This is a genomic window from Microbispora sitophila (assembly GCF_014892245.1).
Classification (GTDB): domain Bacteria; phylum Actinomycetota; class Actinomycetes; order Streptosporangiales; family Streptosporangiaceae; genus Microbispora; species Microbispora siamensis.
The window spans coordinates 418,836-444,751 of the sequence record NZ_JADBGC010000002.1 but is presented as its reverse complement, the minus strand read 5'-3'; the positions used below and the strand labels follow the sequence as shown (position 1 = coordinate 444,751).

General features: G+C 69.0%; 22 protein-coding genes, 1 tRNA gene and 1 pseudogene. 8 read left to right on the top strand and 16 right to left on the bottom strand.

What is annotated here, in order from left to right:
• Positions 1-59 precede the first annotated feature (59 nt).
• Positions 60-797, bottom strand: coding sequence for an endonuclease III (gene nth, locus IL992_RS05300; protein WP_079313705.1), 738 nt, complete (start codon positions 795-797; stop codon positions 60-62).
• Between the two features lie 341 nt (positions 798-1,138).
• Between nth and IL992_RS05295 the strand changes: the two genes are divergently transcribed.
• Positions 1,139-1,819 (top strand): Crp/Fnr family transcriptional regulator, encoded by a 681-nt coding sequence (locus IL992_RS05295; protein ID WP_030506761.1) that lies wholly within the window; start codon positions 1,139-1,141, stop codon positions 1,817-1,819.
• Between the two features lie 4 nt (positions 1,820-1,823).
• Here IL992_RS05295 and IL992_RS05290 read toward each other — a convergent pair whose 3' ends face one another.
• The 5 genes from IL992_RS05290 to IL992_RS05270 all read right to left on the bottom strand — a co-directional run bounded on the left by IL992_RS05290 (position 1,824) and on the right by IL992_RS05270 (position 5,095).
• Entirely contained in the window at positions 1,824-2,615 is a 792-nt protein-coding gene (locus IL992_RS05290; protein ID WP_319018357.1) for an MBL fold metallo-hydrolase, read from the bottom strand.
• Complete coding sequence (locus tag IL992_RS05285; RefSeq protein WP_193202145.1) at positions 2,612-3,436, bottom strand: NUDIX hydrolase; 825 nt, start codon at positions 3,434-3,436, stop codon at positions 2,612-2,614. The genes IL992_RS05290 and IL992_RS05285 overlap by 4 nt, the downstream gene beginning before the upstream one ends.
• A gap of 93 nt (positions 3,437-3,529) precedes the next feature.
• Complete coding sequence (locus IL992_RS05280; protein ID WP_079313707.1) at positions 3,530-3,991, bottom strand: RidA family protein; 462 nt, start codon at positions 3,989-3,991, stop codon at positions 3,530-3,532.
• Positions 3,991-4,143, bottom strand: a complete 153-nt coding sequence (locus IL992_RS05275; RefSeq protein WP_143737071.1) for a DUF4177 domain-containing protein — start codon at positions 4,141-4,143, stop codon at positions 3,991-3,993. The genes IL992_RS05280 and IL992_RS05275 overlap by 1 nt, the downstream gene beginning before the upstream one ends.
• Before the next feature lie 37 nt (positions 4,144-4,180).
• A complete protein-coding gene (locus IL992_RS05270) occupies positions 4,181-5,095 on the bottom strand; it encodes a slipin family protein (RefSeq protein WP_319018356.1) in 915 nt (304 codons plus the stop codon).
• A 228-nt stretch (positions 5,096-5,323) separates the two neighbouring features.
• On the opposite strand from IL992_RS05270, the gene IL992_RS05265 reads away from it, so the two are divergent.
• On the top strand, positions 5,324-6,364 hold the full coding sequence (locus IL992_RS05265) for an ArsA family ATPase (protein ID WP_193202143.1): 1,041 nt from the start codon (positions 5,324-5,326) through the stop codon (positions 6,362-6,364).
• A gap of 43 nt (positions 6,365-6,407) precedes the next feature.
• Positions 6,408-7,547, top strand: a complete 1,140-nt coding sequence (locus tag IL992_RS05260; protein ID WP_079313710.1) for an ArsA family ATPase — start codon at positions 6,408-6,410, stop codon at positions 7,545-7,547.
• 48 nt (positions 7,548-7,595) lie between these two features.
• Here the strand turns inward: IL992_RS05260 and IL992_RS05255 are convergent, their stop codons facing one another.
• Complete coding sequence (locus IL992_RS05255; protein WP_030506755.1) at positions 7,596-7,892, bottom strand: WhiB family transcriptional regulator; 297 nt, start codon at positions 7,890-7,892, stop codon at positions 7,596-7,598.
• A gap of 366 nt (positions 7,893-8,258) precedes the next feature.
• On the opposite strand from IL992_RS05255, the gene IL992_RS05250 reads away from it, so the two are divergent.
• Entirely contained in the window at positions 8,259-10,394 is a 2,136-nt protein-coding gene (locus tag IL992_RS05250) for a transglycosylase domain-containing protein (RefSeq protein ID WP_319018355.1), read from the top strand.
• A gap of 141 nt (positions 10,395-10,535) precedes the next feature.
• On the opposite strand, the gene IL992_RS05245 is transcribed toward IL992_RS05250, so the two are convergent.
• Positions 10,536-10,991 carry a GatB/YqeY domain-containing protein gene (locus IL992_RS05245; protein WP_193202142.1) on the bottom strand — a complete coding sequence of 152 codons (456 nt, stop codon included), beginning with the start codon at positions 10,989-10,991 and terminating at the stop codon, positions 10,536-10,538.
• Positions 10,992-11,071: 80 nt separating this feature from the next.
• On the opposite strand from IL992_RS05245, the gene IL992_RS05240 reads away from it, so the two are divergent.
• Positions 11,072-12,004, top strand: coding sequence for a metallophosphoesterase (locus IL992_RS05240; protein ID WP_193202141.1), 933 nt, complete (start codon positions 11,072-11,074; stop codon positions 12,002-12,004).
• 35 nt (positions 12,005-12,039) lie between these two features.
• Positions 12,040-12,116: transfer RNA gene (locus IL992_RS05235), tRNA-Pro, on the top strand.
• Positions 12,117-13,029: 913 nt separating this feature from the next.
• On the opposite strand, the gene IL992_RS05230 is transcribed toward IL992_RS05235, so the two are convergent.
• The 5 genes from IL992_RS05230 to IL992_RS05210 form a co-directional block, all read right to left on the bottom strand.
• A complete protein-coding gene (locus tag IL992_RS05230; protein ID WP_193202140.1) occupies positions 13,030-13,632 on the bottom strand; it encodes a hypothetical protein in 603 nt (200 codons plus the stop codon).
• 31 nt (positions 13,633-13,663) lie between these two features.
• On the bottom strand, positions 13,664-13,909 hold the full coding sequence (locus tag IL992_RS05225) for a hypothetical protein (protein WP_193202139.1): 246 nt from the start codon (positions 13,907-13,909) through the stop codon (positions 13,664-13,666).
• Between the two features lie 262 nt (positions 13,910-14,171).
• The gene (locus IL992_RS05220) at positions 14,172-14,324 is read right to left on the bottom strand and encodes a hypothetical protein (RefSeq protein ID WP_193202138.1); all 153 of its coding nucleotides are present in this window, start codon (positions 14,322-14,324) and stop codon (positions 14,172-14,174) included.
• A gap of 347 nt (positions 14,325-14,671) precedes the next feature.
• Positions 14,672-15,406 (bottom strand): hypothetical protein, encoded by a 735-nt coding sequence (locus IL992_RS05215; protein WP_193202137.1) that lies wholly within the window; start codon positions 15,404-15,406, stop codon positions 14,672-14,674.
• A 1,514-nt stretch (positions 15,407-16,920) separates the two neighbouring features.
• Positions 16,921-18,384 (bottom strand): RICIN domain-containing protein, encoded by a 1,464-nt coding sequence (locus tag IL992_RS05210; protein ID WP_226872320.1) that lies wholly within the window; start codon positions 18,382-18,384, stop codon positions 16,921-16,923.
• 280 nt (positions 18,385-18,664) lie between these two features.
• Between IL992_RS05210 and IL992_RS05205 the strand changes: the two genes are divergently transcribed.
• Positions 18,665-18,841 (top strand): hypothetical protein, encoded by a 177-nt coding sequence (locus IL992_RS05205; protein WP_193202136.1) that lies wholly within the window; start codon positions 18,665-18,667, stop codon positions 18,839-18,841.
• Positions 18,842-19,563: 722 nt separating this feature from the next.
• Here the strand turns inward: IL992_RS05205 and IL992_RS05200 are convergent.
• Positions 19,564-22,917, bottom strand: a complete 3,354-nt coding sequence (locus tag IL992_RS05200; protein WP_193202135.1) for an AfsR/SARP family transcriptional regulator — start codon at positions 22,915-22,917, stop codon at positions 19,564-19,566.
• Positions 22,918-23,069: 152 nt separating this feature from the next.
• Here IL992_RS05200 and IL992_RS05195 point away from each other — a divergent pair, with 152 nt between their 5' ends.
• On the top strand, positions 23,070-24,428 hold the full coding sequence (locus IL992_RS05195; RefSeq protein WP_319018354.1) for an FAD-binding oxidoreductase: 1,359 nt from the start codon (positions 23,070-23,072) through the stop codon (positions 24,426-24,428).
• Between the two features lie 548 nt (positions 24,429-24,976).
• Here IL992_RS05195 and IL992_RS47520 read toward each other — a convergent pair.
• Complete coding sequence (locus tag IL992_RS47520; RefSeq protein ID WP_264294911.1) at positions 24,977-25,183, bottom strand: hypothetical protein; 207 nt, start codon at positions 25,181-25,183, stop codon at positions 24,977-24,979.
• A gap of 193 nt (positions 25,184-25,376) precedes the next feature.
• Positions 25,377-25,601: pseudogene (locus IL992_RS48880) on the bottom strand (integrase core domain-containing protein); the annotation flags it as partial.
• Between the last annotated feature and the right edge of the window lie 315 nt (positions 25,602-25,916).

The following is a 25,916-nucleotide window of genomic DNA, read 5'->3' as shown; positions in this document are numbered from 1 at the left end:
GGGCCCAGGCGTGCCGTACAACCACGCGAGAGCGCACGAGCTTCCCGATCACCGCATACTCACGAGAACGGACCCGGCCGCACCAGCTTGCGCGCCTCGTCCGCGTCCGTGGGGCCGGTGCCGTACGACGGGCAGAGCGCGGCGAGCGGGCACACGCCGCAGGCGGGCTTCCTGGCGTGGCAGATGCGCCGGCCGTGCCAGATCAGCCGATGCGACAGCATCGTCCACTCGGACTTGGGGATCAGCTCGCCGACCTCGTGTTCGATCTTCACGGGATCGGTCTCGGTCGTCCAGCCGAAGCGCCTCGTCAGCCGCTGGAAGTGCGTGTCGACGGTGATGCCGGGGACGTCGAAGGCGTTGCCGAGCACGACGTTCGCGGTCTTGCGGCCCACGCCGGGGAGCTTGACCAGGTCGGCCAGCTTGCCCGGAACCTCCCCCTTGTGGCGTTCGCAGAGGGCCTGCGCCATCCCGATGATGCTGTTGGCCTTCGCCCGGAAGAACCCGGTCGACTTGATGATCTCTTCGAGTTCGGCGCGGTCGGCTCCGGCGTAGTCGGCCGCGGTCCGGTACTTCGCGAAGAGCACCGGAGTGACCATGTTGACCCTCTTGTCGGTGCACTGCGCCGAGAGGATCGTGGCGACCAGCAGCTCCAGAGGGTTGCCGAAGTCGAGCTCGCAATGGGCGTCGGGATAGGTCTCGGCCAGGATCCGGTTGATTCGCCGCGCCCGCCGCACGAGTCCCAGGCGGGTCTCGGCCTGGCGCTGACGCCGTCGGGGAGCGGCCGTGTTCGTCGCCATGCCGCAAGCGTAGGGCCTCGCGTCCCGGGCCCGCGCCCAGAGCATGTCTTGCCATACATGCCACATATGCAGCCTGTATTTGCCAATTTGTCCCTATGGCGCGCAATACACTGTGCCCGTAGGGGGACGACCGGCTGCCCGGCCGGTCGAGCGCGCAATGGGCGTAAGGATAGGTTTCCGCCAAGATTGTGTTGTTTCGCCAGGCACGACGCACACGAGTGCGAGCCGGGAGCTACGCCCATGCGACGTAACGGGACACCCCGTAAAGCGCCGTGGAAGGCGTGGGTCACAATGGCTAGCACGGAGCCGGCGACCGAGCGCGCCCGCAGCAAGGAGGCACCGTGAGCACCGAGGAAGTACTGAGCAAGGCGCCGCTGTTCTCCGCGCTCGACCGCGAGAGCGCCGCGGCTCTGCGTACGAGCATCACCGAGGTGGAGCTGCCCAAGGGCCGCACCCTCTTCAGTGAGAACGAGACGGGCGACCGGCTCTACGTGGTGCTCGAAGGCAAGATCAAACTGGCGCGTACGGCCCCCGACGGCCGGGAGAACCTGCTGAGCGTGCTCGGCCCCGGCGAGATGTTCGGCGAGCTGTCGCTGTTCGACCCCCGTCCGCGTACGGCCTCGGCGATCGCGCTGACCGACGTGCGCCTGGCGGGCCTGGGCCACGACGACCTGCGGCCGTGGCTGACCGGCCGGCCCGAGGTCGCCCTTCACCTGCTGCGCGCCCTGGCCCAGCGGCTGCGCCGCACCAACGACGTGCTCGCGGACCTCGTCTTCACCGACGTGCCCGGCCGGGTCGCCAAGCAACTCCTGGACCTGGCCGACCGCTTCGGGCAGAAGACCGACGACGGCATCCGGGTGCACCACGACCTCACCCAGGAGGAGCTCGCCCAGCTCGTGGGCGCCTCGCGGGAGACGGTCAACAAGGCCCTGGCCGACTTCGCCCAGCGTGGCTGGCTGCGCATCGAGGCCAAGGCCGTGGTGATCATGGACAGGGAGCGGCTCTTCAACCGCTCCCGCTGAGCCGCTAGAGCGTCTTGAGGTAGTTGAGCTGGGCCGCCACCGACATCTCGGCGGCCGGCCACAGTGACCGGTCCACCTCGGCGTAGACCATCTCGACGATCTCGCGCGCGTCCCTGGCGCCCCTGCGGATCGCCTCGCGGATCTGGTCCAGCCGCTCGCGCCGGTGGGCGATGTACGCGTCGAGCACCCCGGCCGGATCGGGCAGGACGGGCCCGTGACCGGGCAGCAGCGCCCTGGCCTCCAGCATCTCGGCGCCCTGCCTGAGCCTGTCCAGGCTGCGCAGGTAGTCGCCGAGGTCCCCGTCTGGGGCGATCACGGTCGTCCCCCGGCCGAGGATCGTGTCACCGGTCAGCATCGCCCGGTCGCCGGGCAGCCAGAAGCACAGCGAGTCGAACGAGTGCCCAGGCGTGCCGACGACCCGCACCTCCACGTCGCCCGCCGTCACCACGTCGCCGTCGGCCAGGCCCTCCTCGCCCAGACGGTGGCGGGGGTCGAGCGCCCGTACGGGCGCGCCGAGCATCCGCCCGAGCGTCCCCGCGCCCTCGCTGTGGTCGGGGTGGCCGTGCGTGAGCAGGACGGCGGTCACCCGGCGGCCGTCCACCCGCTCGGCGACCCGCCGCAGGTGCGCCTTGTCGTCCGGGCCCGGGTCCACGACCAGCACGGCGTCCGCCCCGCCGACGATCCACGTGTTGGTGCCGTCGAGGGTCATCGGCGACGGGTTGGGCGCCAGCACGTTCACCGCGCTCGCCGTACCGGAGCCGTCCGGTCCCTCCACCGGGATGCGCAGGCCGCTCACTCGGCCGCCTTTCCTGTCTTGGGAATCATGAGCACCATCTGCCCGTCCACCTCCGCGGCCTCCGGCAGTACGGTCGTGATCGACCGGGGGCAGGCGAGCACGTCGCCGGCCGACTCGAACGCCGCCATCTCGGCCAGCGTCCGGAAGGTGGGCGGCAGCATGTGCGCCGTTCCCGCCCTCACGGCGGCCAGCGCGTCCCTCGGCCGCATCCAGGCCACGCCGGACGCCTCCCCGCCCACGTCACGCGTACGCTGCCCCCGGGGCAGGGCCGCCACGAAGAAGCGGGTGTCGAAGCGCCGGGGCTCCACGACCGGCGTGATCCAGTGCGCCCACGCCTTGAGCAGGTCGGACCTGAGCACGAGACCGCGCCGGTCGAGGAACTCGGCGAACGACAGCGTGCGCGCGATCAGCGCGAGGCGGTCGGCCTCCCAGTCCGGGCCCGTCGTGTCCGTCACCACCGTGTCCTGGCCGGGCCCGGCCAGGAGCACGCCCGACTCCTCGAACGTCTCCCGTACGGCGGCGCAGACGAGGCCCCGGGCCGTGCTCTCGTCGGCCCGGAAGACCTCGCCCCACTCGGCGGGCGACGGGCCCGCCCAGGCCATGGTGTGGTCGGCGTCCCGCGGGTCGACCGATCCGCCGGGGAACACGTAGGCGCCGGCGGCGAAGGCCATCGTGGCCTTGCGCCTGAGGAGGTACACCTCCAGGGGGTCGTCACGCAGCAGCACCACCGTTGCCGCGTCCCTGGCGGGGACGGGAGCCAGGCGGCCGGCGAGGATCTCCCGCGCCCGCTCGCCGACCTCGCCGGGCAGCGGAAACCCCATGAGGCCCTCCAGAACAACTATCGGGTCAACCGGCCCCCATGCTCCCCCACACGTTCACGGAACCGCAAACCCCGGTTCCGGTCAGCCGGACGGTCAGCGCACCTCCGCGATGACCTCCACCTCGACCGGGGCGTCGAGCGGGAGGACCGCCACGCCGACCGCGCTCCTCGCGTGCTTGCCCGCCTCGCCGAACACCTCGCCGAGCAGTTCGCTGGCGCCGTTGACGACCTGCGGCTGCCCGGTGAAGCCGGGGGCGCTCGCGACGAACCCGACCACCTTCACGATCCTTACGACCTGCGAAAGGTCGCCCACCAGCGCCTTGATGGCCGCCAAAGCGTTGACCGCGCAGATGCGCGCCTGTTCCTTGGCCTCCTCGGCCGACACCTCCGCGCCGACCTTGCCGGTGACGCCCAGCTCGCCCTTCACGAGCGGAAGCTGGCCGGAGGTGTAGACGTGGTCGCCCGTCCGTACGGCGGGCACGTACGCGGCCAGCGGGGGCACGACCTCGGGCAGCGCGAGCCCGAGCTCGGCGAGCCGCTCCTCCGGGGTGGCCATCACTTCGCCCGCTTCATGTAGGCGACCAGCTGCTCGGGGTTGGGCCCCGGGATGACCGAGACGAGCTCCCACCCGTCTTCGCCCCAGTTGTCCAGAATCTGCTTCGTGGCGTGCGTCAGCAACGGCACGGTGACGTATTCCCACTTGGTCATGGGCAAAGGCTATCGAGGCACGGCACGCCGGGGATGCTCAGGAACGCGGTTCGGTCCGCGGGGCGTGGGCGGGCACGTCGAACGCCGTTCCCGGCAGGTCGGCCGGGGCGTCGATGGCGGGTAGCTCGTCCAGCGCCTCCTCCACCGGTTCGGGCTCCTCCGCCTCGGCCTTCTGTTCGGCGGCGGCCGCCGGGGCCATCTTGTCGAAGAAACGCAGCAGCTCGACCGGCAGCGGCATGACCAGCGTGCTGTTCTTCTCGGCCGCGACCTCCACCACGGTCTGCAGCATGCGCAGTTGCAGGGCCGCCGGGTCGGACGACATCTGCCGCGCTGCGGCGGCCAGCCGCTTGGACGCCTGGAACTCGCCGTCGGCCGTGATGATCCGGGCGCGCCGCTCCCGCTCGGCCTCCGCCTGCCGGGACATCGACCGTTTCATGCCCTCGGGCAGCGCCACGTCCTTGATCTCGACCCGCTCGATCCGGATGCCCCACGGCCCCTCGGTCGGCTCGTCGATGACGGCCTTGAGCTGAGCGTTCAGCGCGTCCCTGTCGGACAGCAACTGGTCCAGCTCCGACTGGCCGATCACCGACCGCAGCGACGTCTGGGCCACCTGCGAGACGGCGAAGAGGTAGTTCTGGACGTTCACGACCGCCTTGATCGGGTCGATCACCCGGAAGTAGACCACCGCGTCGACGCGTACGGAGACGTTGTCCCTGGTGATGCCCTCCTGCGCGGGCACCCCCATCGTGACGATCTGCATGTTCACTTTTTGCATGCGGTCGACGATCGGGACGATCAGGTGCAGACCGGGGCCCCGCACCTCCTGCTGGATGCGGCCGAGCCGGAACACGATCCCGGTCTCGAACTGCTGGACGATCCGCACACCCCGGGCCACCGCGACGATCAGGGCGAAGCCCAGGACCACGACCAGCGTCAACAGCACCGACTCCACGGCCGGCACCTCCTTCGTCGACCGGATTGGGCAAACGCCCATTGGCGAACCCTTACCCAATCGACGCGTAAGCCGTACCTCGGGTTCCGGCTCGGGACGACCCCCGCGAATCGGCAGGTAACCCTTGGGTAGCCTTCCTCACGTGGGCGAGTGGAGCAGGCACGCCGACGGGAACCACCGCGCGACGACCCGCGCACGCGATCTCGCCGGCCGTCCGGAGGAGGCACGGTGAGTCAGCCGACCAGCAGTCGCGGCGGGAGCAACGGGGAGGCCCGTGACACCGACTGGGACGGCGTGCGCCTGCACGTGGTGAGCGGCAAGGGCGGCACCGGGAAGACGACGGTCGCCGCCGCGCTCGCGCTGGCCCTCGCGGCGGGCGGGCGCAAGGTGCTGCTCGTCGAGGTCGAGGGACGGCAGGGCATCGCCCAGGCGTTCGACCTGCCGCCGCTGCCGTACGAGGAGCGCAAGATCGCCGTGGCGCCCGGCGGCGGGGACGTGTACGCGCTGGCCGTCGACCCCGAAGAGGCCATGCTCGAATACCTCGAGATGTTCTACGGCATCAAGCGCGTGGGCAAGGCGCTGACCCGCATGGGCGTGGTCGACTTCGCCACGACCATCGCCCCCGGCCTGCGGGACGTCCTGGTCACCGGCAAGACCAGCGAGGCCGTACGGCGCCGCGACAAGCTGGGCCGGAGGGTGTACGACGCGGTCGTCATGGACGCGCCCCCGACCGGCCGGATCTCCCGCTTCCTGAACGTGACGCAGGAGGTCGCCGGGCTGGCCCGGGTCGGGCCCATCAAGAACCACGCCGACCTGGTGCGGGGCGTCCTCGCCTCCCCGGAGACGGCCGTCCACTTCGTGACGCTCCTGGAGGAGATGCCCGTCCAGGAGACGCTGGACGGGATCGAGGAACTGCGGACGACCGGTCTGCCGGTGGGCGGCGTGTTCGTCAACATGGTGCGTCCCGCCGGGCTGCCCGAGGGCGTGCTGGAGGCGGCCTGCCAGGGACGCTTCGACTCCGCCGAACTCGCGCTCGGCCTCAAGGCGGCCGGGCTGACGGACGGCAGGGCCGACGCCTCCGCGGTCGCAGAGGCGCTCGCCCGGGAGGTGTGCGAGCACGCCCTGCGGACCGAGCTGGAAAAGCGCGAGCGCGTCGCGCTGGAGGAGGCCGGCGTGCCCCGCTACGACCTGCCGCTGCTGCCCGACGGCGCGGACCTGGCCGGGCTCTACGAACTGGCCGACGCCCTGCGCGCCCAGTGTGTCGCGTGAACTGTGCGCGGCGTGACCCTTCGACCGAGTGAGAGGCTGAGCTGTGACCAGGACGGCGCCCGCGCTGGACATCGACGCGATCTTGGATGACCCGGACACCCGGATCATCGTGTGCTGCGGCTCGGGCGGTGTCGGCAAGACCACGACGGCCGCGGCCCTCGGGCTGCGCGCCGCCGAGCGGGGCCGCTCGGTGGTCGTCCTGACCGTGGACCCCGCCAGGCGGCTGGCCCAGGCGATGGGCCTGACCGAGCTCGACAACACCCCGAGGCGCGTACACGGCGTGGACGGCGCCGGAGAGGCCGGCGGCGAACTGCACGCGATGATGCTCGACATGAAGCGGACCTTCGACGAGATCATCGAGGCCCACGCCGATCCCGAGCGCGCCCAGCAGATCCTGACGAACCCCTTCTACCAGTCGTTGTCGTCGAGCTTCTCCGGCACGCAGGAGTACATGGCCATGGAGAAGCTGGGCCAGTTGCGCCGCTCGAACGAGTGGGACCTGATCGTGGTGGACACCCCGCCGTCGCGGTCGGCGCTCGATTTCCTCGACGCCCCCGAGCGCCTCGGCCGGTTCCTGGACGGCAGGCTCATCCGCATCCTCACCGCCCCGGCCAAGGCCGGCGGGCGCAGCGCGTTCAAGCTGCTCAACGCCGGCTTCGGAATGGTCGCGGGCATCCTGACCAAGGTGATCGGGGCCCAGGTGCTCCGGGACATCCAGATGTTCGTCACCGCGCTCGACGCGGTGTTCGGCGGGTTCCGCCAGCGCGCCGAGCAGACGTACCGGCTGCTCCAGGCACCCGGCACGGCGTTCGTCGTCGTCGCCGCGCCCGAGCGCGACGCGATGCGCGAGGCGTCCTACTTCGTGGAGCGGCTGGCCGACGAGCGCATGCCGCTGGCCGGGCTCGTCGTCAACCGCGTGCACCGGCCGCTGGCGCCGTCGCTGTCGGCGGCGCGCAGCTCCGCGGCCGCCGAGGACCTGGACGCCAGGGGCGAGCACGAGCTGACCGCGGCCGTGCTGCGGTTGCACGCCGGAAGGATGCAGCTCGCCTCGCGGGAGCAGCGCCAGCAGGAGCACTTCACCTCGGCCCATCCGACGGTGCCCATCGCGCAGGTGCCCGCGATGCCCGAGGACGTGCACGATCTGGCGGGACTACGCCAGATCGGGCAACTCCTCGCGTCCTGAAAGCGTGACATCCGGCGTCCCGCTTCGCCGCGGGACGCCGCGCCGGGCTCAGCCGGCGATCAGCTCGTTGGTCCGCTCGTACTCTTCCTTGGCGGACTCCAGCAGGTCGCGCCAGGACTCCACGTCCGGCCTGCGCCTGAGCAGCGCGCGCCGTTCCCTCTCCGTCATCCCGCCCCACACCCCGAACTCGATGCGGTTGTCCAGCGCATCGGCGAGGCATTCGGTACGGACGGGGCATCCACGGCAGATGAGCTTGGCCCGGTTCTGGGCGGCGCCTTGCACGAAGAGCGCGTCAGGATCCGCACCCCGGCAGGCGGCACGGGAGGTCCAATCCGTGATCCACATGTTCGACCCCACTCCCCTTAGGTGGTCAGTCGTCGTTTCGGCCGACGGGCGCGGGCGTCGGGCCTCCTGGTTGCAGTAGCCGCAGAGGAGAAAGTACGCAAGGAAACGATCGAACCGACATACCCCGGGGGGACCAAATTCGTGCATGGTCATGTCAGGCCATGTGGCCGGGAATGACTAGTCCCCCCCGCGAGGGGGTAATGCCGACCCGTGAGGTCGATGCCGGGAGAGTCACCAAACGGACGTACCCTTGGATCCGTGCAAGCTCACGGCAAAACTCTGGCATCCCGGACAGGTGCGGCTCTGCGCCTCGTCGGCGCCGCGGGCGTCGCGGGAGTGCTGGCGGCGGCGATTGCACTACCCGCCGTGGGCGGGGCCGGCGTGACGGTCAAGTCGAGCATCGAGACCCTGAGCCTCAAGCCGGCGGACCTCAACGAACCGCCGCTGCCCGAGAAAACGGTCCTGCTCGACGCGGACGGCAAGCAGTTCGCCCAGTTCTACTTCGAGAACCGGGAATCGGTCCCGATGGACCGCATCGCGCCGATCATGCGTAAGGCGATCGTGGCGATCGAGGACTTCCGCTTCTACCAGCACGGCCCGCTCGACGTCGAGGGCACGACCCGCGCACTGGTCAGGAACATCACCACGGGCGGGGTGACGCAGGGCGGCTCGTCCATCACCCAGCAGTACGTGAAGCAGGTCCTGTACAACAAGGCGGAGACCGAAGAGGAGAAGGCCGCCGCCGTCGCGCCGACCGTCGGGCGCAAGCTCAACGAGATCCGCTACGCGATGGGGATCGAGCAGAAGTACAGCAAGGACGAGATCCTCAACCGCTATCTCAACATCGCCTACTTCGGCGCCAGCGCGTACGGCATCGAGGCGGCGTCCAAGCGGTTCTTCGGCAAGCACGCCTCCGAGCTGAACCTGAGCGAGGCCGCCACGCTGGCGGGAGCCGTCCAGGACCCGAACGCCACCGACCCCAACCGGGGGAAGACCTTCCGTGACCGGCTGCTGGCCCGGCGCAACGTCGTGCTCGACCGCATGGCCGAGCTGCACATCATCACCGAAGCCGAGCGCGACGCGGCCAAGAAGAAGAAGCTGGGGTGGAAGGACAAGGAGATCCCCGGCGGCTGCGAGGAGAGCGACTACCCGTACTTCTGCCTGTACGTACGGAACGAGATCCTCAACGACGAGCAGTTCGGCAAGACCAAGAAGGCCCGGCAGGACTTCCTGGCCCGCGGCGGCCTGACGATCAGGACCACGCTGAGCCGGAAGATGCAGAAGGCCGCAGAGAAGGCCATCAAGAAGTACGTCTTCCCGAGCGACAAGCCGGTCGCCTCCGAGGCGCTCGTCGAGCCCGGCACCGGAGCCATCAAGGCGATGGCCTCCAGCCGGAAGTTCGGCACCAGCAAAAAGAAGAACGAGATGTCGATCAACGTCGTCGCGGACGCGCTCCACGGCGGCGGCACGGGCTTCCAGGCCGGGTCGACCTTCAAGATGTTCACGCTGGTGACGGCGCTGAAGGAAGGCTATAAGTTCAACGACGGCTTCAACGTCGGCAGCACCTACACGGCGCCCAGCTACTCCGCGTTCAAGGACTGCAAGGGCAACTCCGTGGGCGACATCAAGACCCCGCTGCACAACGCGGAGGGCCACGGCGGGTTCCTGACCCTGCAGACCGGCACGTGGGGCTCGGTGAACACCTTCTTCCTCACCCTTGAGCAGAAGGTCGGCCTCTGCGACGTCGTGAAGACCGCCAAGGACTTCGGCATCAAGCGCGCCGACGGCGGCAAGCTCCAGGAGTTCGAGCCGTTCACGCTCGGCTTCAACGAGATGGACCCGGTCACCGTCGCCACGGCGTACGCGACGCTGGGCGCCCGCGGCAAGTACTGCGCGCCGATGGCCATCACCGAGATCACCGACCGCTTCAACAAGGTGACCTCGTTCAAGCCCGAGTGCAAGCAGGTCGTCGAGGAGGAGGTCGCCGACGCGGCCACGAGCATCCTGTCGGGCGTGTTCACCAAGGGCACCATGTCCGGTGTCGGCGGCATCGGCAGGGACGCGGCCGGCAAGACCGGTACGGGCGACGTCTCCCGCACCGTCTGGTTCGCCGGTTTCACCCCCGACCTGGCGGGCGCGGTCAGCCTCGGCGACCCGCGCGGCCCGGTCCGCTACCCGCTGAGCAACCGCGTCATCGGCGGCCGGTCGTACGGCTCGGTCTTCGGCGCCAGCATCCCGGGCCCGATCTGGAAGGCGACCTTCCTGTCGGCGCTCAAGGGCGTCGAAGCCTCGTCGTTCGTCAAGCCGGACATGTCGAGGTTCGGCGGCTGCGCCCACCAGTGCGCTCCCCCGCCGAAGCCGAAGTCCGACCGGGGCGGCGGCGACGGTGCCGGTGGCGACGGTCGCGGCAACGACCATGGCGGCGGTCCCGGCAACGGCCGTGGCGGCGGCAACGGCGGTGGCCCCGGTGGCGGCGACGCGCCCTTCGACCCGTTCGGATGATCCTTTTCCCGATGGGCCGCTCCTCTCGCCGGGGAGCGGCCCATCGGCGTTTCCGGCCTCGGCTCACCGGCGGGCCGCGGCGGCGGGCCCGACGGCCGGACGCCACGCCGTTTCCGGTCTAGAGCCGGACTCCCGCGGCCGTCAGGCGGACAGACGTGCGCGTACGGCCTGGGCGACACGGCCGCCCTCGGCGCGGCCCGCGACCTTCGGGTTCAGGATCTTCATGACCTGGCCCATGGCCTTGGGGCCCTGCGCGCCGCTCTCGGCGATCGCCTCGTCGACGAGCGCGTTCAGCTCGTCGTCGCTCAACTGGGCGGGAAGGTACTCCTCCAGGACCGCCTGCTCGTCCAGCTCCGCCTGGGCCTGCTCGGCCCGCCCGGCGCCCGCGAACGCCTCGGAGGCCTCCCGTCGCTTCTTGGCCTCGCGGGTCAGCACCTTGATCACCTCGTCGTCGGAGAGCTCGCGGGCCTCCTTGCCGGCGACCTCCTCGACGTTGACGGCGGCCAGAGCCATCCGGATGGTCCGGACCCGTACCTCGTCACGGGCCTTCATCGAGGCCGCGAGGTCGGCCTTCAGCTTGTCCTTCAACGCACTCATGCGTCCATCTTGCCGTGCCCGGGCCCCGGTCTTCGCCAGGTTATGCGGGAGGCGGGCCGTACGTCGGGCATCATGGCTGTGTGAGGAAAGCAGCCGCGATTCCCCTGTCCATCCTCGGCCTCGGCGTGGCCGGTGTCGGCTACGCCTCGGTGATCGAGCGGAACTGGTTCCGGCTGCGCCGGTTCGACGTCCCCGTCCTGGCTCCGGGCCAGCGGCCGGTGCGGATCCTGCAGATCTCCGACCTGCATCTCACGCCTCGGCGCCACCGGCTGATCACGTGGGTGCGCTCGCTGGCCTCGCTCGACCCCGACCTCGTCGTGAACACCGGCGACACGCTGGCGCACCCCGACGCGGTCGAGTCGTACATGTACGCCGTGGAGCCGCTGCTCGACCGGCCGGGCCTGTTCGTCTACGGCTCCAACGACCTCTACGCCCCCCGGCCGAAGAACCCCGCCCGCTACCTGTGGCGTACGTCCAAGGGGGACTCCCGGCAGCACGTGCCGAACCTGCCGTGGGCCGAACTGGGCGCCGCGATGCGGGAGGCCGGCTGGCTGGACATGAACAACACGACGGCCCGCCTCAAGGTGGCCGACCTCGACGTCCACGTGGGCGGCATCCACGACTCGCACATCGACCGGGACCGGTACGACGAGATCGCCGGCCAGGCTCCTGTGGACGCCGACCTGCGGCTCGGCGTCATGCACTCGCCCGAGCCGCGCAACATGTCCCGCTTCGCCCAGGACGGGTATCAGTTGCTGCTGGCCGGGCACACCCACGGCGGGCAGCTGTGCATCCCGTTCTACGGCGCCCTGGTGACCAACTGCGGCATCGACCGCGCCCGCGTCAAGGGGCTGAGCAGGCACGAGAGCGCCTGGCTGCACGTCTCGGCCGGGCTCGGCACCTCGCCGTACGCGCCCGCGCGCTTCGCCTGCCCGCCCGAGGCGACCCTGCTGACGCTCGTCCCCCGCCGCCCCGTCGTGCCGGATGACACAAGTAGCCGCAAAGTCCGCTAGACTTGCCGAGGCGCAGGACGGAAAGTCCAAGCGACCGGGGTGTAGCGCAGCTTGGCAGCGCGCTTCGTTCGGGACGAAGAGGCCGTGGGTTCAAATCCCGCCACCCCGACCAGGTAGTTGCAGGTCAAGGGCCTGATCGCTGGAGACAGCGATCAGGCCCTTGTTCGTTCGTTAGCGCGGCGTTCGTGGTTTGAACCCGATCACGTAGCCGTTAGCAACCTCAGGCAGCCCTAAAACCATCCGATCCCGCGCCCGGTTGAACCTCGACCTCAGGTCTGCGATACACGTGCCAGCTTCACGGGCTCACTCTGCCGCTCCCGCAAGGCCAGAACGTGCTGCTGGCGCTGTGGACCGAGCGGAGAGGTTGAGCGTCGTGATGTATCGGCAGTGGCACAGCCGGGGCCGCCGCCACCGGGATGGCGCGAGAAGATCTTCACCCGCGCAATGAGCAGCGGCCCGGGTTCAGGAGCGCCGAGCGCCCCCCGTAAGCCTCGGCGCGAGGTGCCCATGCAGTGAAACGTGGTGGGTAGCAGGCATGAGGAAGCCTTCGGGGCGGACCGGCTGCAAGGGGAGGCCTTGTCGGCGTGCCTCACCATGACCATGAGCTTCAACAACTTCGGGCCACCTCTGTGGGCGGTCGAGGGCTTCGCCGCTGACGAAGGCGATCGTCGTCGGGGAGCTCCTGCTCGCGGCGGGTGCGACGACGGCCATATCGGCTGATGTCGTACGCGTCCCTGTGATCTGCACGGTGAGGGCGGCGAGTTCGGCGGTGATGGCGTCGGCTGCGCGCCCCACGACAATGATGGTCTGCCCGGCGAATCGGGACGCGATGCTGGGCGGGGCCGATACGGGGGTGAGGCCATCGAGTAAGGAAACCGGCGATTCAAGAGTGCCGCGACGGTCGGCCGGTAGCTCGCGCTGCACCAGGCCATGCCCGTGCCGCAGCCTTTACGGAGGCTCTTTCGTTCACTGGCTTTGCCGGGCGAGGTAGGCGACGCCTGGTCGAACCGGACGGCGAAGGGCGGCTATTCGTCGCCCTTGCTTTCGCTCCGGAGCTCCTTGTACATGTCCCTGCACTGCTTGGTGTCCATGTCGTCGGGAGCGCACAGCCGCACGTCCAGGGCGAAGTCGACGGTGTGCCGCCGGCCCGCCGAGGTGTAGAAGACGCGGACGCCCGCGGCCCGCGCGGTGGCGTCGCCGGTCTTCCCGTACTGCAGGCCGAGCTCCGTGCGGAGGATGTCGTCCCGGTCCTTCCCGCAGATCGTGGTGACGGCGGGGCTGCGGGCCGGGAAGCCGAGTTCGGTCAAGGGCCGCTCCTCCTCGCCGAGCATGCCACGCGTACGGCTCTGCCGCCGGGAGGAGAACGCCTGCAGGACGATGCCGCCACTCGGGTCGAGCAGATCGACCTTGTCGATGGTGACCGAACCGGGCCGGTCGAGGCACATCACCCAGCCTCCCAGGGAGTACGGCCGATGGGCCACGGTGTCGGGCAGCACGACGCCGATCGTGACGTCCTCGTCGGATTCGGGTGTCTTGTTGAGATACAGGCGCGGGCCCTCACCCGCGCATCCGGAAACCATGGCCGCGACCATGGCGACCGGCAGGATGAGACGAGTGAGGGCACGCATGACGGAACTCCTTACCCCGATCGGCCGGTTGTCAGTACGTGTGCGCTTCGGCGATACGCGAGGCGGATTGGGCCCAGCCCAACGGTGAATTGCCGCAGATCCGGGTCTTCTTGTGGATGGTCCAGCTCACGGACGAGGAGCTGTTCCAGCCCGACTGCGCCGACACGTGCACCACCCCGAGATCGACGCCGCCGTTCACGGTGGCGTTCTCCCCCGTGGTCTTGGACAACGTGCCACCGGAATAGGTGTCGCACTTGTTGGTGTCCCGGAAGATCACGGGGGCCCGCCAACGGTGCGGTTCGCCTCGCATCACCGGCCTTCGGTCATGCGGCCGTCCGCTCTTCGACCGAGAGATCTGCACCCCGGCAGAGCGCAACGACGTTGCGGTACTCACCACTCCGATGTAGTGCTCACCGTAATTTTTTGATTACTGAGCATGACATAGCAGGGCGGTGACGCCTGCGTTACCAGTGCAGCCCGCTGTGGCCTTCCCCGATCAGACCGCGGCACCGCCCGCATAGGTCAGCGATCACGGCCGGTCAGTTCACGTACGCCCACAGGTCGTAGGCGGGGTTCCAAGGATCGTTCTGCGGCTGGTGCGTGCTGCACCGCCAGGTGCTCCATCTGCCGTTCTGGTAGCCCGACTGCCCGAACGAGATGCAGATCGAGTAGGGCAGGTTGGAGTGAACCATCTAGAGGGTCGAGGCGTTCGCGGGCGCCGCCGAGGCCACGGCCGGGACGAAGACGGACGCGGCGAGGATCAGCAGGGCTGCCAGTCTGTGACGCACGAGATCTCCTTGGCGAAGGTCGGTGGTCTGACGCTCGCATCGCACGTTGCCGGGCACGACTCGCGAACGCCACCCGCGCTCCGGCCGCCGGCACGCAGCGCCGATGCCGACCCCCGGGGACCCGGCGGAGACCGGCTCGTACGACCTGAAAGCTGGCGCAGCGCAGCGCAGCGCAGCGCAGCGGACACGGCACCGTGGAAGGTGCCATGCCCGCCCGTACGCGCTGGTCGTGCTCGTGACGTCGTGCGGGCTCAATAGCCGCAGTGGAGGAACGCGGTCGTGGTGCCCGCGGTGGTGACGAGGCCCGTCTTCACGTCGAGGACCACGATGGTGGCCGGCCCGGTCTGGTAGCTGCGGCACCAGACGTCCGCGACGTACTGCCATCCCGGCAAATTGCCGGAGGCGTCGGCGGTGCGCGTACCCAGCCCAAACGGCGCGGTCGTGCCGATCCCGACCGCGGAGAACATCACTGTGCCGTTGGGCGTGAGCCCGCTGCCGTTGGCGTACAGGCGGCCACCGAGCTGGTTGAGCGAGGTGGAGATGCTGACCCCGCCGTGCGGCGTCGCGCCCGGGTCCGCCAGTCGCAGGACGGCGTTGGAGTTGTCGCTGTATGCCTGGTCGCGGCTCGCCGACGGCACGCAGACGTGGTCCGAGGGCCGCGTCTCACGCCAGACGTATCCCTGCTTGCATGTGTCGGGTCCGTAGGGGCCGCCGTTCGGCTCCCGGCGCGACGGGCCCAGCGCGTTCTCCGTCGCGGTCTGAGTGCGGATCGCCGGCGTCACGCAGACCTGGTCGCCCGCGTAGGCATCCCGCCACACGTACCCGCTCGCGCAGGTGTACGGCCCGTACGGCAGGTCGGCCGCCGTAGCCGGTGACGACGTCGCCACCAGGCTTGTCAGCAGTCCGACCACGGCGGTCAGCCACGCCGGCATGCGCCACAGGGCGCCGGAGTCGGCTTTCTCGGCGACTCTTCTTTTGCAACCCATCTTTCCTCCTCGATTACCCGGGTCAAAGCGGCCGACCAAAACGGCCGCGACATTTCGGAAAGCGGCACAAATCAACGCCATCGTGGTCCGAATGCGGCGAGGGGCTTTGCGTCCTTCCTGTGTTCCATATACAGGTATCGCCCAGTGAGCAGCTGTGTCAAAGGCGCAATATTGCGAGTAATGCGATACGTAGCAAGGTGACCCCGGAAAGGGCTGATTCGCCGTGGTAGTGCGCACGTTCTGTGTAGGCGTGGGTCGCATCCCGGCCGGCTAGACGCTGAAATTTCAGACTGCCCTAGCCGTCGACATTTCGGACAATGGAATATTGCAGTCCGTATACACAGTGAGCTGTTCGCAGTAAGCGAAGACCACGCTGTGATGCCGAAATGATCCAGTTGTGCTTGCGGTGAAGCAGGACGAGTGCCGCTCGGGTGATCTTGTCCATGCGCCAGGATCGAGGCTGATCCGGCGCAGCGCTTTCGGCTCGGCGTGGTGCGTCCCCGGCATCCGCCGCGAGCTGGCCCCCGTAGGGGACCGACGGTGGTAGCCCACACCCGTGGCATGACGATCAGACGCTGGGGCGGGGAGGGCTGACCTGGTCAGTGGCGCCTGTCATCAGACGCATAAGAGAGGGTCCCGTCGACTCGCGCGAGAATGGTTCTCCTGCCGAGACTGCTGTGCAACGCGTTCTCCAACGGCCGCTGGTCGCGTCGGAGCCGTCGGCTAGGAAGGAGAAACAGACGCCTGCCGCGGTGGCTGGCCGTGAACCGTGGCCCGAGGTACCCCAGGGTCATGCCCGCGGGATCATCGTTGGCCGACAGGGAGAAAAGCTCAGCTGCGAACCGTCACCGTGCCCCACGAATGTCTCCATTCCCGGACCATCCGGCATCCTGGTACGGTTCGTCCCGGTCGGGCCGATCGTGCCCGCGCCCAACAGGGTCTCAACTAGCCTTCAGCCTGCTTCTGGCTGTTCGCAGCCGCCTTGGCGAGCCACGCAGCGACGTCTTCAGCGAGCTGCTCGACCCGGTCGGCGGTCCGCTGCAGCCTCGGCCGCCCCCAGGGGGTGGGGCCCCACTGCCGCTCCAGTGTCCACGGCGGGCCCCCGACTTGGGATTCACAGACGTCCTGGTCCAGGACGGCTTCCAGGACGATCCGGCGTCCCCCGGAGGCCGAGCTGGTGGCCGCCTGCGGCCAGGATGCCGGTTCCCCTATAGGGGGACGCGGTGCCGCTGGGGGTGTCCGGGTGAGGGTGGTCAGACAGCAGAGGCCGGATCTCCAGGCCGCCTTTCCGGCCCGCAGCCCCGATCTCGTGGACTGCCTCCGCCGCGCGGTGGTGAGGATCGCACGTCCGATTTGGGACGGCGACCCGGGGAGACGACCGGTGGCAGGACCGACACCGCACCTCGGGCCGACCACACAACGCCGCAATCCGGATCCCCGGCACCGAGCGCACAGCACGAGATCGGCACCGGGGAGGGATGTACCGCGGATCCGCGGTTACGTCGAGACGACCGTTAGACGGCCGTGCGCGACCACTGCTGGTTGGCGCCGGTGTTGCACGGATACTGCTTGAGGATCACGCCATCCGCGGTCGATGCGGACGGTACGTCCACGCATTTGCCGCTGTGTCGCGCCCGGAGCTGAAAGTAGCTGCCGTTGGCGACCATCTGGAACTGCTGATTGGTGCCGCTGCCACAGGTGTACTGGATGAGCTCGGCACCGTCGGCGGTTGAAGCGCCCACCACATCAAGACACTTCCCGCTGTGGCGGCTGACGATGCGCCAGTAGCCGCTGCCGGCGTCCTGGAACTGCCACTGCTGCCATGGGTTGCCGCCGTAGGTGTACTGGTCGACGCGCGCACCGTTGTTGGTGTTCGCCTGTTGGACGTCCATGGCCTTGCCGCTGTGGCGCGCATCGATCCTGTAGAACGTTTCCGGCTGCGGCGAAGGGGTGGAGTCGCGGACGGTGTCGCCCCAGCCGTAGCGGATCCGGTCGGCGCCGGATTGGTTGCGGATGGTCAAGGTGAGGTTGGTGCCGCTGCCGCCGAGGGCGTACATCGAGTAGTGGTCGTAGCCGAGGCTTCCGGTCGGCTTGCCGCCGAGGGCGGGCCAGTAGGTGCCGCCCATCTGGTTGTCACGCATGACCTGGGCCATGGCGCGGAGGTAGCGCACGAAGTTGTCGGTGCTGTTCGCGTCGCCGTAGTTGAGGCCGGTGGACATCGGCGCGCCGAATTCCGTCGCGATCGCGCGGGAGGCGCAGTTGCCCAAAAGCGTCTGAATGTGGCTTCGGAAGGCGTCGTAGGTCATCGCGCTGTAGAAGAAGGCGTAGTAGTGGAAGGACAGCAGCGTCGAGTTGAAGCGGCTGTCGTTGCAGATGTCCCGGAGGTCCTGGCTGAAGCCGGTACCGCCGATGAGCACCCGGCCAGGCACCGCCGAGGTGTGAGTGCTGAGCCAGTTCGCTGCTACGTTGCGCCATTCCGCCGATGAGTAGCCGTGCGGCTCGTTCATCGGCTCGAAGTAGACGTTGCTGTTCGAGCCGTACGTGTTGGTCACGGTGGACCACATCGAGTTCCATGCGGCGAGGTTCGTGATCCTGCCGCCGGAGGCTGCGCCGTCCTCCCAATAGGCCAGGATGACCTTGAATCCACGGTCGGTGGCGGCGTCGATGGCGCCGCGGTAGGAGTTCCACCAGGTCGTGTTGGCCACAGTGTGGGTGTTGATAGGCAACCGGACGGTGTTGACCCCCATGACGTATTCCATGTGGTCGTAGAGCGCGTTGGCCTTGGCCCGTACTGTCGCGTTGCTGTCGGACTGGCTCAGGCCCTGCACGACGAGCGTGCCGGTGCTGAAATTGTCACCCAGCACGGCCCAGTTCATGCCTCGGAATTGGCTGGTGGCGGCATTGGCCGACGGCGTGGGGACGAGGGCTGCCACTGCGGTGAGCGCGGTCAACACAAGGGCGATCAGCAACTGGCGCAACGACCGGATGCTCCGCGATGGTCCTGATGAGTAACCATCAGACGCCATGCTCAGTGCCATGAGATGTCCCATCACTAGATCTAAATTGCTGGGTCGAACTTTCACTTGTGCACGTTGTTAGCGCTAACAAATGAATGCCGATCACTCACGGAGGCCTCACGCTAGAGAGAAGGCGGGAGTGCGTCAACAGAAAGGGAGACGACTTGCTCGAACCGCTGGTCCGTGACGGACACCGCTGTAAATTTCAGGCAGACTTCCTGATCGCGCCAACGCCTCGACGGTGCCAATGCAACTCGACGGCCGCCTGTTCGACCTGTCGCCGGACGTAGCCAGCGACCGCACCGCCGGCCGAGTGGCCGTTGTCCTCGAACGGCTGGAGCCGTACCGCGACGTGCCCAAGATACGGGAACTGCTCGTCTGCGCGGCGTTCCCCGGCCCTCGGCACCCGCAGAAGTGACGAGGACGACCGTGAACAAGTCAGGATGCTGGTGCTCTGTGTGCCTACCGTTCAGGTGAATCGGTGGCCTGCGACGGAGAAGTGGATTGCTGGGGCGAGCGGGGCGGTGACGACTATCGATCGCCGGCGTACTACACCGAGTCGGCGCAGCTGGCGTGTGTCGCGGTCGATGCGCTCAACGGTCCTCAAGTCACCCTGGAGGGTGTGGCGCTGGTCGGACACGTGCCTTCCAAAATGGAGCAGTGGATCTGGGATCACACGTCGGCAAACGGACTGGACCTGCGCTACACGCACGACGGGAACCCTCTATCGACGGACCTCGGGCTCGTGATGCGTGTGCAGCGGGCAGGCGACGTTGTCATCAGCCGGCCGACTCTTCCTCATCCGCGAGTGGGCGATGGAAGTCTGGGACAATATCCCCTTATCCAAGTGGATGACATTCTGACGCCCCCTCTCAAGGCTTTGCCGACATCGGAACCTGGAGGCCCAACGAGCGATCTGCCTGCATGGAGTGCCAGCTCGATTTTGGGCCTAAAGTCTACGTCTGAGGTGGCGAATGTGCCGGGGGAGGACTGAAACGTCTTACCGAACGGCTTGGCCGGAAGGTACCAGGTTGAGAGTGGGCGACTCGGCATCCGTCCGCAGGCTCGCTGACGCGATCCCCACCGACGTTGATCCGTAAGCTCGAAAGACCTGGCCTCTGTCAGCTGCTCGGGCAGGTATCAGGCGTGCGGTGACGCGCCCAGTCGAGTCAGGAGCTGTCGGCTCTGGCCTGCCCAGTAGTCCAGGCCCAGGCGCAGATGAATCTCGTGGGCCCGCCGGGCGTGGTCGAGGGCCCGCTCCCGGTCACCCATCGCCGCCGCCAGTTTCGCCAGCACCTGGTGCGTCGAGCCCCAGCTCACGATTTGACCGCTGCCCGCATCCACCAACCGGTCGCCGTGCGGCGAGAGCCTGCGGTACAGCTCCGCAAGGTCGGGTGCGCCCAGCTCGACCGCCACATATCCCCACACTACGAAGTGGAACTCGGCCAACCAGTCGTCGCGGACGTCCGTGCCCCAGCGGCCCATCAGCTCGCGAGCCCGATCCGGGTCGCCGACATCCAGAGCGGCGAGGACGGCGAGGGGGCGCAGCGGGTACATGTCGGGCTCGGCCGCCCGCGCGATCAACTCCTCCGCGATGTCCATGACGCGGCCCTGCGCCCTGCGGCAGGTGAAGATCGTGCAGAACCTCACGAAGTCACGTATGACTATCCACCACCTGCTGAGAAGCTCGTCCGCTTCGAGCACGAGACGCTCCGCCTCGGCCCACCGGCCGTGCAGGGTGGCGTAGGCGGCCTCCGCGGTCCACATCATCGCGGTCAACTCCGGCCGCCGGACCTCCTGCGCCAACTGTTCGACGCGCAGGCGGTCACGCTGCCAGTCGGCGAACTCGCCGTCCTTCAGCAGGTGGGACATGCGGATGGTGAGGGCCACGATCTGCGCGGCCGCGGGCAGGCCCGGCAGACCCAGCATCTCGTCTGCGGCGCTGCGCTGCTCCTTCTCACGCCCGCAAACCCGGGTGGCGAGCGCGTAGTTGTTGAGGACCCGGAAGAGCAGCGCCGGATCGCCCACTCGCCGGGCGATCTGCACGGCCTCGGCCGCCAGCCGTTCGCCCTCGGCGCGGCGCGGCCCGTAGTACAGTTCCAGGCCGAGCGTGCCGAGCAGCGCGGCGCGCTCGGGGTCGTCCAGCGGTTCCTTCAGCAGGTTCTCCAGGAGGGCGACCCTGCGCTCCTCCACGACTCCGTAGGGACGCCACATCCAGACGCTGTGGCCACCGAACACGGTGACCGCCTCGACGACCGCCGTCTTGTCGCCGATCTCCGCCGCCAGCTCGATCGCCTCGTCGAGAACCATGCGGCCGCGATCCACGTCCCCGATGACGCGCAGCGCCCGGCCCAGCTCGATCAGCAGCCGGCAGCGCCTGGCCGGGTCGCGCTGTCCGAGGGCGAGCAACGCCTTGTCCCACAGCTCCACGGCCTCGTCATAGGCGCGCTGGGCCGTCGCCTGCCGAGCCGCCCTGGCCGCGTACTCCACGGCCTTGTCGGCTCCCCCGACCCGCGCGCCCATGGCGAAATGATGGGCCAGGATCGGCAGGAGAGAGGCATTGTCCCCACCGGGAAGACCTTCCAACGCCTGTCCCGCGCTCAGGTGCAGCCTGGCCTTCTCAAGGCGGCTGAGACCCGCATAGAGCGCGTCACGAACCAGGGCATGCGAGAAGCGGTAGTCGAAGCCGCCGACCGTCTCGATCAGCACCCCTGTGGCGACGGCAGGCTCAAGCGCCGACATCACCTGTTCGGCCGGCACCCCGGCAAGGGCCGTCAACGCATCGAGACTCACGTCCCGCCCCAGTACGGCGCACTGGCCGAGCAGTTCGCGGGTCTGATCCGGCAGCCGGGACACACGCCGGCCGATCACCTCCCGGACTCCTTGCGGGATGCCGGATGAGACGGAGTCGAGCCGGTGCTCGCTGCCCAACAGTCTCAGCAGCTCGACCAGGTAGAACGGATTGCCCCCGGTTCTCTCATAGAGAATTCGGGCGAACGCCGGGTCGGTCACGCCGCGCGGTTCGAGAAACGCACGTACGTCACGCAACGTGAAAGGAGGAAGCGGCACAAGCTCGGTTCCCGGCTCCCGCACCAGGGCGGCAAGGGTGTCGCCCAGCTGCTCCGGCTCTCTCCCCGGCTCTGGCCGCAGAGTGGCCAGGACGAGTATCGGCCTGCGGTGCAACTCGGACGCCAGGAAGGTGAGGAGCCGGAGCGAGGACGCGTCGGCCGAGTGCAGGTCGTCCAGGATGAGCATCGTCGGGGTTCCCACACCGGTCAGCGCGGACAGGACATGCTCATACAGCTCGAACAGCGCCCTCCCGGGGTCGGCGGTCGTGTCGGTGCCCTCACCCGCCATGAGCCGGGCGGCAACCCGGCCCCGCTCTCCCAGCTCGCGCAATGCCTGCAACCAGGGCCAGAACGGCGGCGCCGCCTCCGCTTCCACGCAGCGGCCCCACACCACGGTAATTCCCTGGCTCTCGGCCTCCGCGGCCGCGAGCCGGGCCAGGTGGGTCTTGCCGACACCCGCCTCTCCGGTCAGCGACAGCACTCCACCACGCCCCTGCCGCAGGGCACTGAAACGTTCGGCAAGCCGGCCAAGCTGTTCGTCCCGCGCGATGGGGGCATCAGCACGGGCCCGTGTGATGTGCCGGCGGTCCGCAGTGAGAGTCAGCGTCGGTGACACCTCCGAGAGCACGGGCGACGAGACGTCCAGGTCCGCGGACTGCTCCAGGACGGCCTGCTCCAGCCGCCGCAGCTCCGGCCCCGGCTCGAGCCCCATCTCCTCGGCCAGCAGGGCGCGCGCTCTGCGCAGTGCCCCGAGGGCGTCGGTCTGCCTGCCCGACCGGTAAAGCGCGAGCACCAGCAGGCCCCACAGCCGCTCGCGGAACGGATACGCCTCGACGAGCCGCTCCAGGTCGGCCACGCATGAGAGGCTGTCGCCCAGCGCGAGCCTGGCCTCGAACCGGTCCTCAACGGCAACCGCGCGGAACTCGGCGAGACGCGCGATGACCGGCTGGGCGAACTCATAGGCGGAGAACTCGGCCAGAGGCTCGCCCCGCCACATGCCCAGCGCCTGGTCCAGCACCTCGAGAACCTTGCCGTACTCGCGCCGGGCCAGCGCCTTGCGCCCGTCTTCCACCGAGGTGGTGAAGCGGACCAGGTCCACCTGATCGGGAGCGACGGCCAACTGGTAACCGGGTTCGCGTGTGAGCAGCACCTTGGGGGGTGTCCGCCGCTGCCGGCCGGGCTCAAGCACCTTGCGGAGGTTGGAGATGTACACCTGGAGCGTTGTGGTGGCACTCGACGGGGGCTGATCCGCCCACAGCTCGTCGATCAGCCGATCGAGCGAGACCACCCTCCCCGGATTCAGAGCCAGGAGCGCCAAGACCGCCCGCTGCATCCGGGGCCCGATGTCGAGGGTCCGCCCCGCCTTGTCACTGACTTCGAAGGGACCGAAAAGGCGGAAGAACAGCGAGCCCATGACCCTCCCCATCTAACGCATCAGAAGCATAAAGGTCATGCGACCGGTCCCGGAACGGTCCACTTGTCCCGGCTTGGAAGGCTGTCCAATCCGCCTCCAGCCCCTGACCAAAAGCCCTGGTCCACGGTGGAGCCACGCAATGGAACATCCACCAGGGAGGACACGTGAACGGGATCACTGCGCTGGGCGCCGACCTTCGCCGGGTGGTGCGCGGCCGGGTGCGGGTGCACGGCGACAAAGGGTTCGACGAGGCCCGCCGCCCCTGGGACTCCGCCGTAAACCAGCGGGTCGCGGCGGTGGTGGAGGCGGATGACGCCCACGACGTCGCGGCCGTGGTCAGCTACGCGGAGATCGCCGGGCTGTCCGTCGCCACCCAGCCGAACGGCCACGCCCCGGCGGCCTTCGACGACGCCATCTTGCTGCGGACCGGCGCGCTGCAGGGCCTCCAGGTCCGCCCACAGGACCGGGTCGCCCGGGTGGAGGCCGGCGTCTCCTGGAGCGAGGTCCTGACAGCCACCAGCGAGCACGGCCTGACCGCACTGGCCGGCAGCACCTCGGCCGTCAGCGCCACCGGCTTCACGCTGGGGGGCGGGCTCAGCTGGTTCGGCCGCAAGTACGGTTTCGCGGCCAACAGCGTCCGCTCCTTCGAGATCGTGGACGCCGCAGGCGACCAGGCGACCGTCACGGCCGACAGCGACCCCGAGCTGTTCTGGGCGCTGCGCGGGGGCGGCGGCGACTTCGCCGTGGTGACCGCGATGGAGTTCGACCTCCACCCGGCGCCCGAGCTGTACGGCGGCCGGATCATCTGGCCGGCCAGACGGGCCGAGGAGGTGCTGGCCGCCTTCCGTGCGACCACCGCCGAGGCCCCCGAGGAGCTCACCGTATGGTTCCACCTCCTGCAGTTCCCGCCCTTCCCCGAGCTGCCCGAGCCGCTGCGTGGCCTGTCCGCCGTGACGATCGACGTCACCTACCTGGGCGGCCCGGACCAAGCGCGGGAGCTGCTCCACCGGTTCGACCGCATCGACGGCCCGATCCTCGACACCCGGACCCGGATGCCGGTCGCCAACCTCGCCGACATCTGCGCCGAGCCGACCGAACCGAACGCCGCCATGTTCCACGGCGAACTGCTGACGGGGCTCGACGCCGCCGCCGCAGCTCTGCTGGCCGCCGCCGGCCCCGGCACCATTGCGCCGCTCGCCTACGTGCAGATCCGCCACCTCGGCGGGGCGCTCGCCCAGGTGAGCGAGAACGGCGGGGCCTGCGGCCACATCGAGGAGCCGTACCTGCTCTTCCTGCTCGGCGTGCTCGCCGCCCCCGGAATGGAAGAGGCCATCCAGGAGCGCCAGGCGTCCATGGCCCGGGCGGTGGAGCCATACACCAGCGGCCGCAAGCCCTTCACCTTCCTCAGCCACGGCGAATCGGCCGCTTTCGCGTTCCCCCCCGACATCCTGGGCCGCCTACGGGAGATCAAGCGCCGCCGCGACCCGTGCGGTGTCCTCGTCAGCAACCACCCCGTCCTCTAACAGGGAGACCCGCAGCCGAGCCTGTGGCGCAGCCATCTCCCGGCCCGAGGGCGGGCCGGGCTCTCCCAGGCCCGTCAGAGCGGACCAGGACCTTCCCGCCGACGCACCGGATGATCCGCACGTGATCAGCGAACTCGAGTGGAGGCGGATCCATGGGGGAACGCCAGCAGGTGAATACATGGCGCTTGATCGGACGAGACTCTCAGATTGCGGCTGACAGAATCGCTCCACGCGGATTTGTCCAGGGCCGGAGCACGAGGGCGTCCTGTCTTGGACTTGCTCGCGTTGTGCGAGCCGGTGTCGCTGTCCGACGCCGAGGCTGAAGCGGACCTGGCGGTCGTGTCCGAGCTGGAACGTACTGGCCTCGTGCGAAGTGCCTCGAACGGACGGCGGGCGAGCATTCGGCCGGCCCATCCGCTGTACGGCGAGACACTGCGTGCCCACCTTCCGGGTCTGAGCAGGCGGGCCGTCCTGCTACGCCATGCACAGCGGATCGAGGCCCATGGTGCCCGCCGCTCAAACGATCCCTTCAGATCGCCACCTGGAAATTAGAGGTCACGGGCGCGGCGGATCCCGTCCTGCTGACCCGCGCCGCCGCCCGCGCCCGGCGGGGACAGGACTTCCAGCAGGTGGTACGGCTGCTGGACGGTCTGCGTCAGGAAGATCACAGCGTGGAGAGCCGCCTGCTGCTGGGCGATGCCCTGATGCGACTCGGGAGGTTCGAACAGGCTGACGCGGTGCTCGCCGAGAGTCATGAGAAAGCTCGCAGTGAGGACCACGAGGTGACCGCAGCCGGGGCCCGCACGTACAACCTTTTCTGAAGGGGACCCGCGTCACCGACGCACTCGCCCTCAACGAGGCGGCCCAGCGCCAGGTCGCCGACCCGGCGCACAAGCAGCTCCTTCTCCTCGACAAAGGGGCCATGCTCGCCGTCTCTGCGTATTCGGCGGGGCTGAGCATGCCCAGCGTCGAGTGACGCCGGCGGGGGTTGTAGAACCCTTCGATGAAGTCGAAGCAGGCGGCCTTGGCCTGGGCGCGAGTGGCGAAGTGATGCCGGTCGAGCAACTCGGCCTCCAGCGTTGCGAAGAAGCTCTCAGTCACGGCGTTGTCGAAGCAGTCGGCGACAGTCCCGGCCGACGTGTGGATGCCCGCTGACCTGCACCGCTGGGCCAACGACAGCGACGTATATTCCGCTTGCGCCCGACACGCGGCCTTCTTCAGGATCTCCCGCTCTTCGCGCAGCTGACGGACCTCCCGCCGCAGCCGGACCAGCTCCTGCTTCTCGGCGCTGGTGTGACCGTCCTCGCGGCGGCCCTCACCGCGCTCAGCCTGAACCCCGCAGTTACAGATGGACTACGCGGTCGGCTCGAACTCCTTGGCCGGTTCCTCCGGCGTCCGGCCGGCGCGGACCAACTCCACCATCTGCCGCCGGAACTCCGGCGGGTACGGCGGACGTGACATCGGCACTTGTGAACTCCTCCCGGTACA

Coding starts and splice junctions, on each gene's coding strand:
- nth (WP_079313705.1), bottom strand. CDS start 797: ATGGCGACGAACACGGCCGCTCCCCGACGGCGTCAGCGCCAGGCCGAG.
- IL992_RS05285 (WP_193202145.1), bottom strand. CDS start 3,436: ATGGGGTTTCCGCTGCCCGGCGAGGTCGGCGAGCGGGCGCGGGAGATC.
- IL992_RS05280 (WP_079313707.1), bottom strand. CDS start 3,991: ATGGCCACCCCGGAGGAGCGGCTCGCCGAGCTCGGGCTCGCGCTGCCC.
- IL992_RS05275 (WP_143737071.1), bottom strand. CDS start 4,143: ATGACCAAGTGGGAATACGTCACCGTGCCGTTGCTGACGCACGCCACG.
- IL992_RS05255 (WP_030506755.1), bottom strand. CDS start 7,892: ATGTGGATCACGGATTGGACCTCCCGTGCCGCCTGCCGGGGTGCGGAT.
- IL992_RS05245 (WP_193202142.1), bottom strand. CDS start 10,991: ATGAGTGCGTTGAAGGACAAGCTGAAGGCCGACCTCGCGGCCTCGATG.
- IL992_RS05230 (WP_193202140.1), bottom strand. CDS start 13,632: ATGCGTGCCCTCACTCGTCTCATCCTGCCGGTCGCCATGGTCGCGGCC.
- IL992_RS05220 (WP_193202138.1), bottom strand. CDS start 14,324: ATGGTTCACTCCAACCTGCCCTACTCGATCTGCATCTCGTTCGGGCAG.
- IL992_RS05215 (WP_193202137.1), bottom strand. CDS start 15,406: ATGGGTTGCAAAAGAAGAGTCGCCGAGAAAGCCGACTCCGGCGCCCTG.
- IL992_RS05200 (WP_193202135.1), bottom strand. CDS start 22,917: ATGGGGAGGGTCATGGGCTCGCTGTTCTTCCGCCTTTTCGGTCCCTTC.
- IL992_RS47520 (WP_264294911.1), bottom strand. CDS start 25,183: ATGACTCTCGGCGAGCACCGCGTCAGCCTGTTCGAACCTCCCGAGTCG.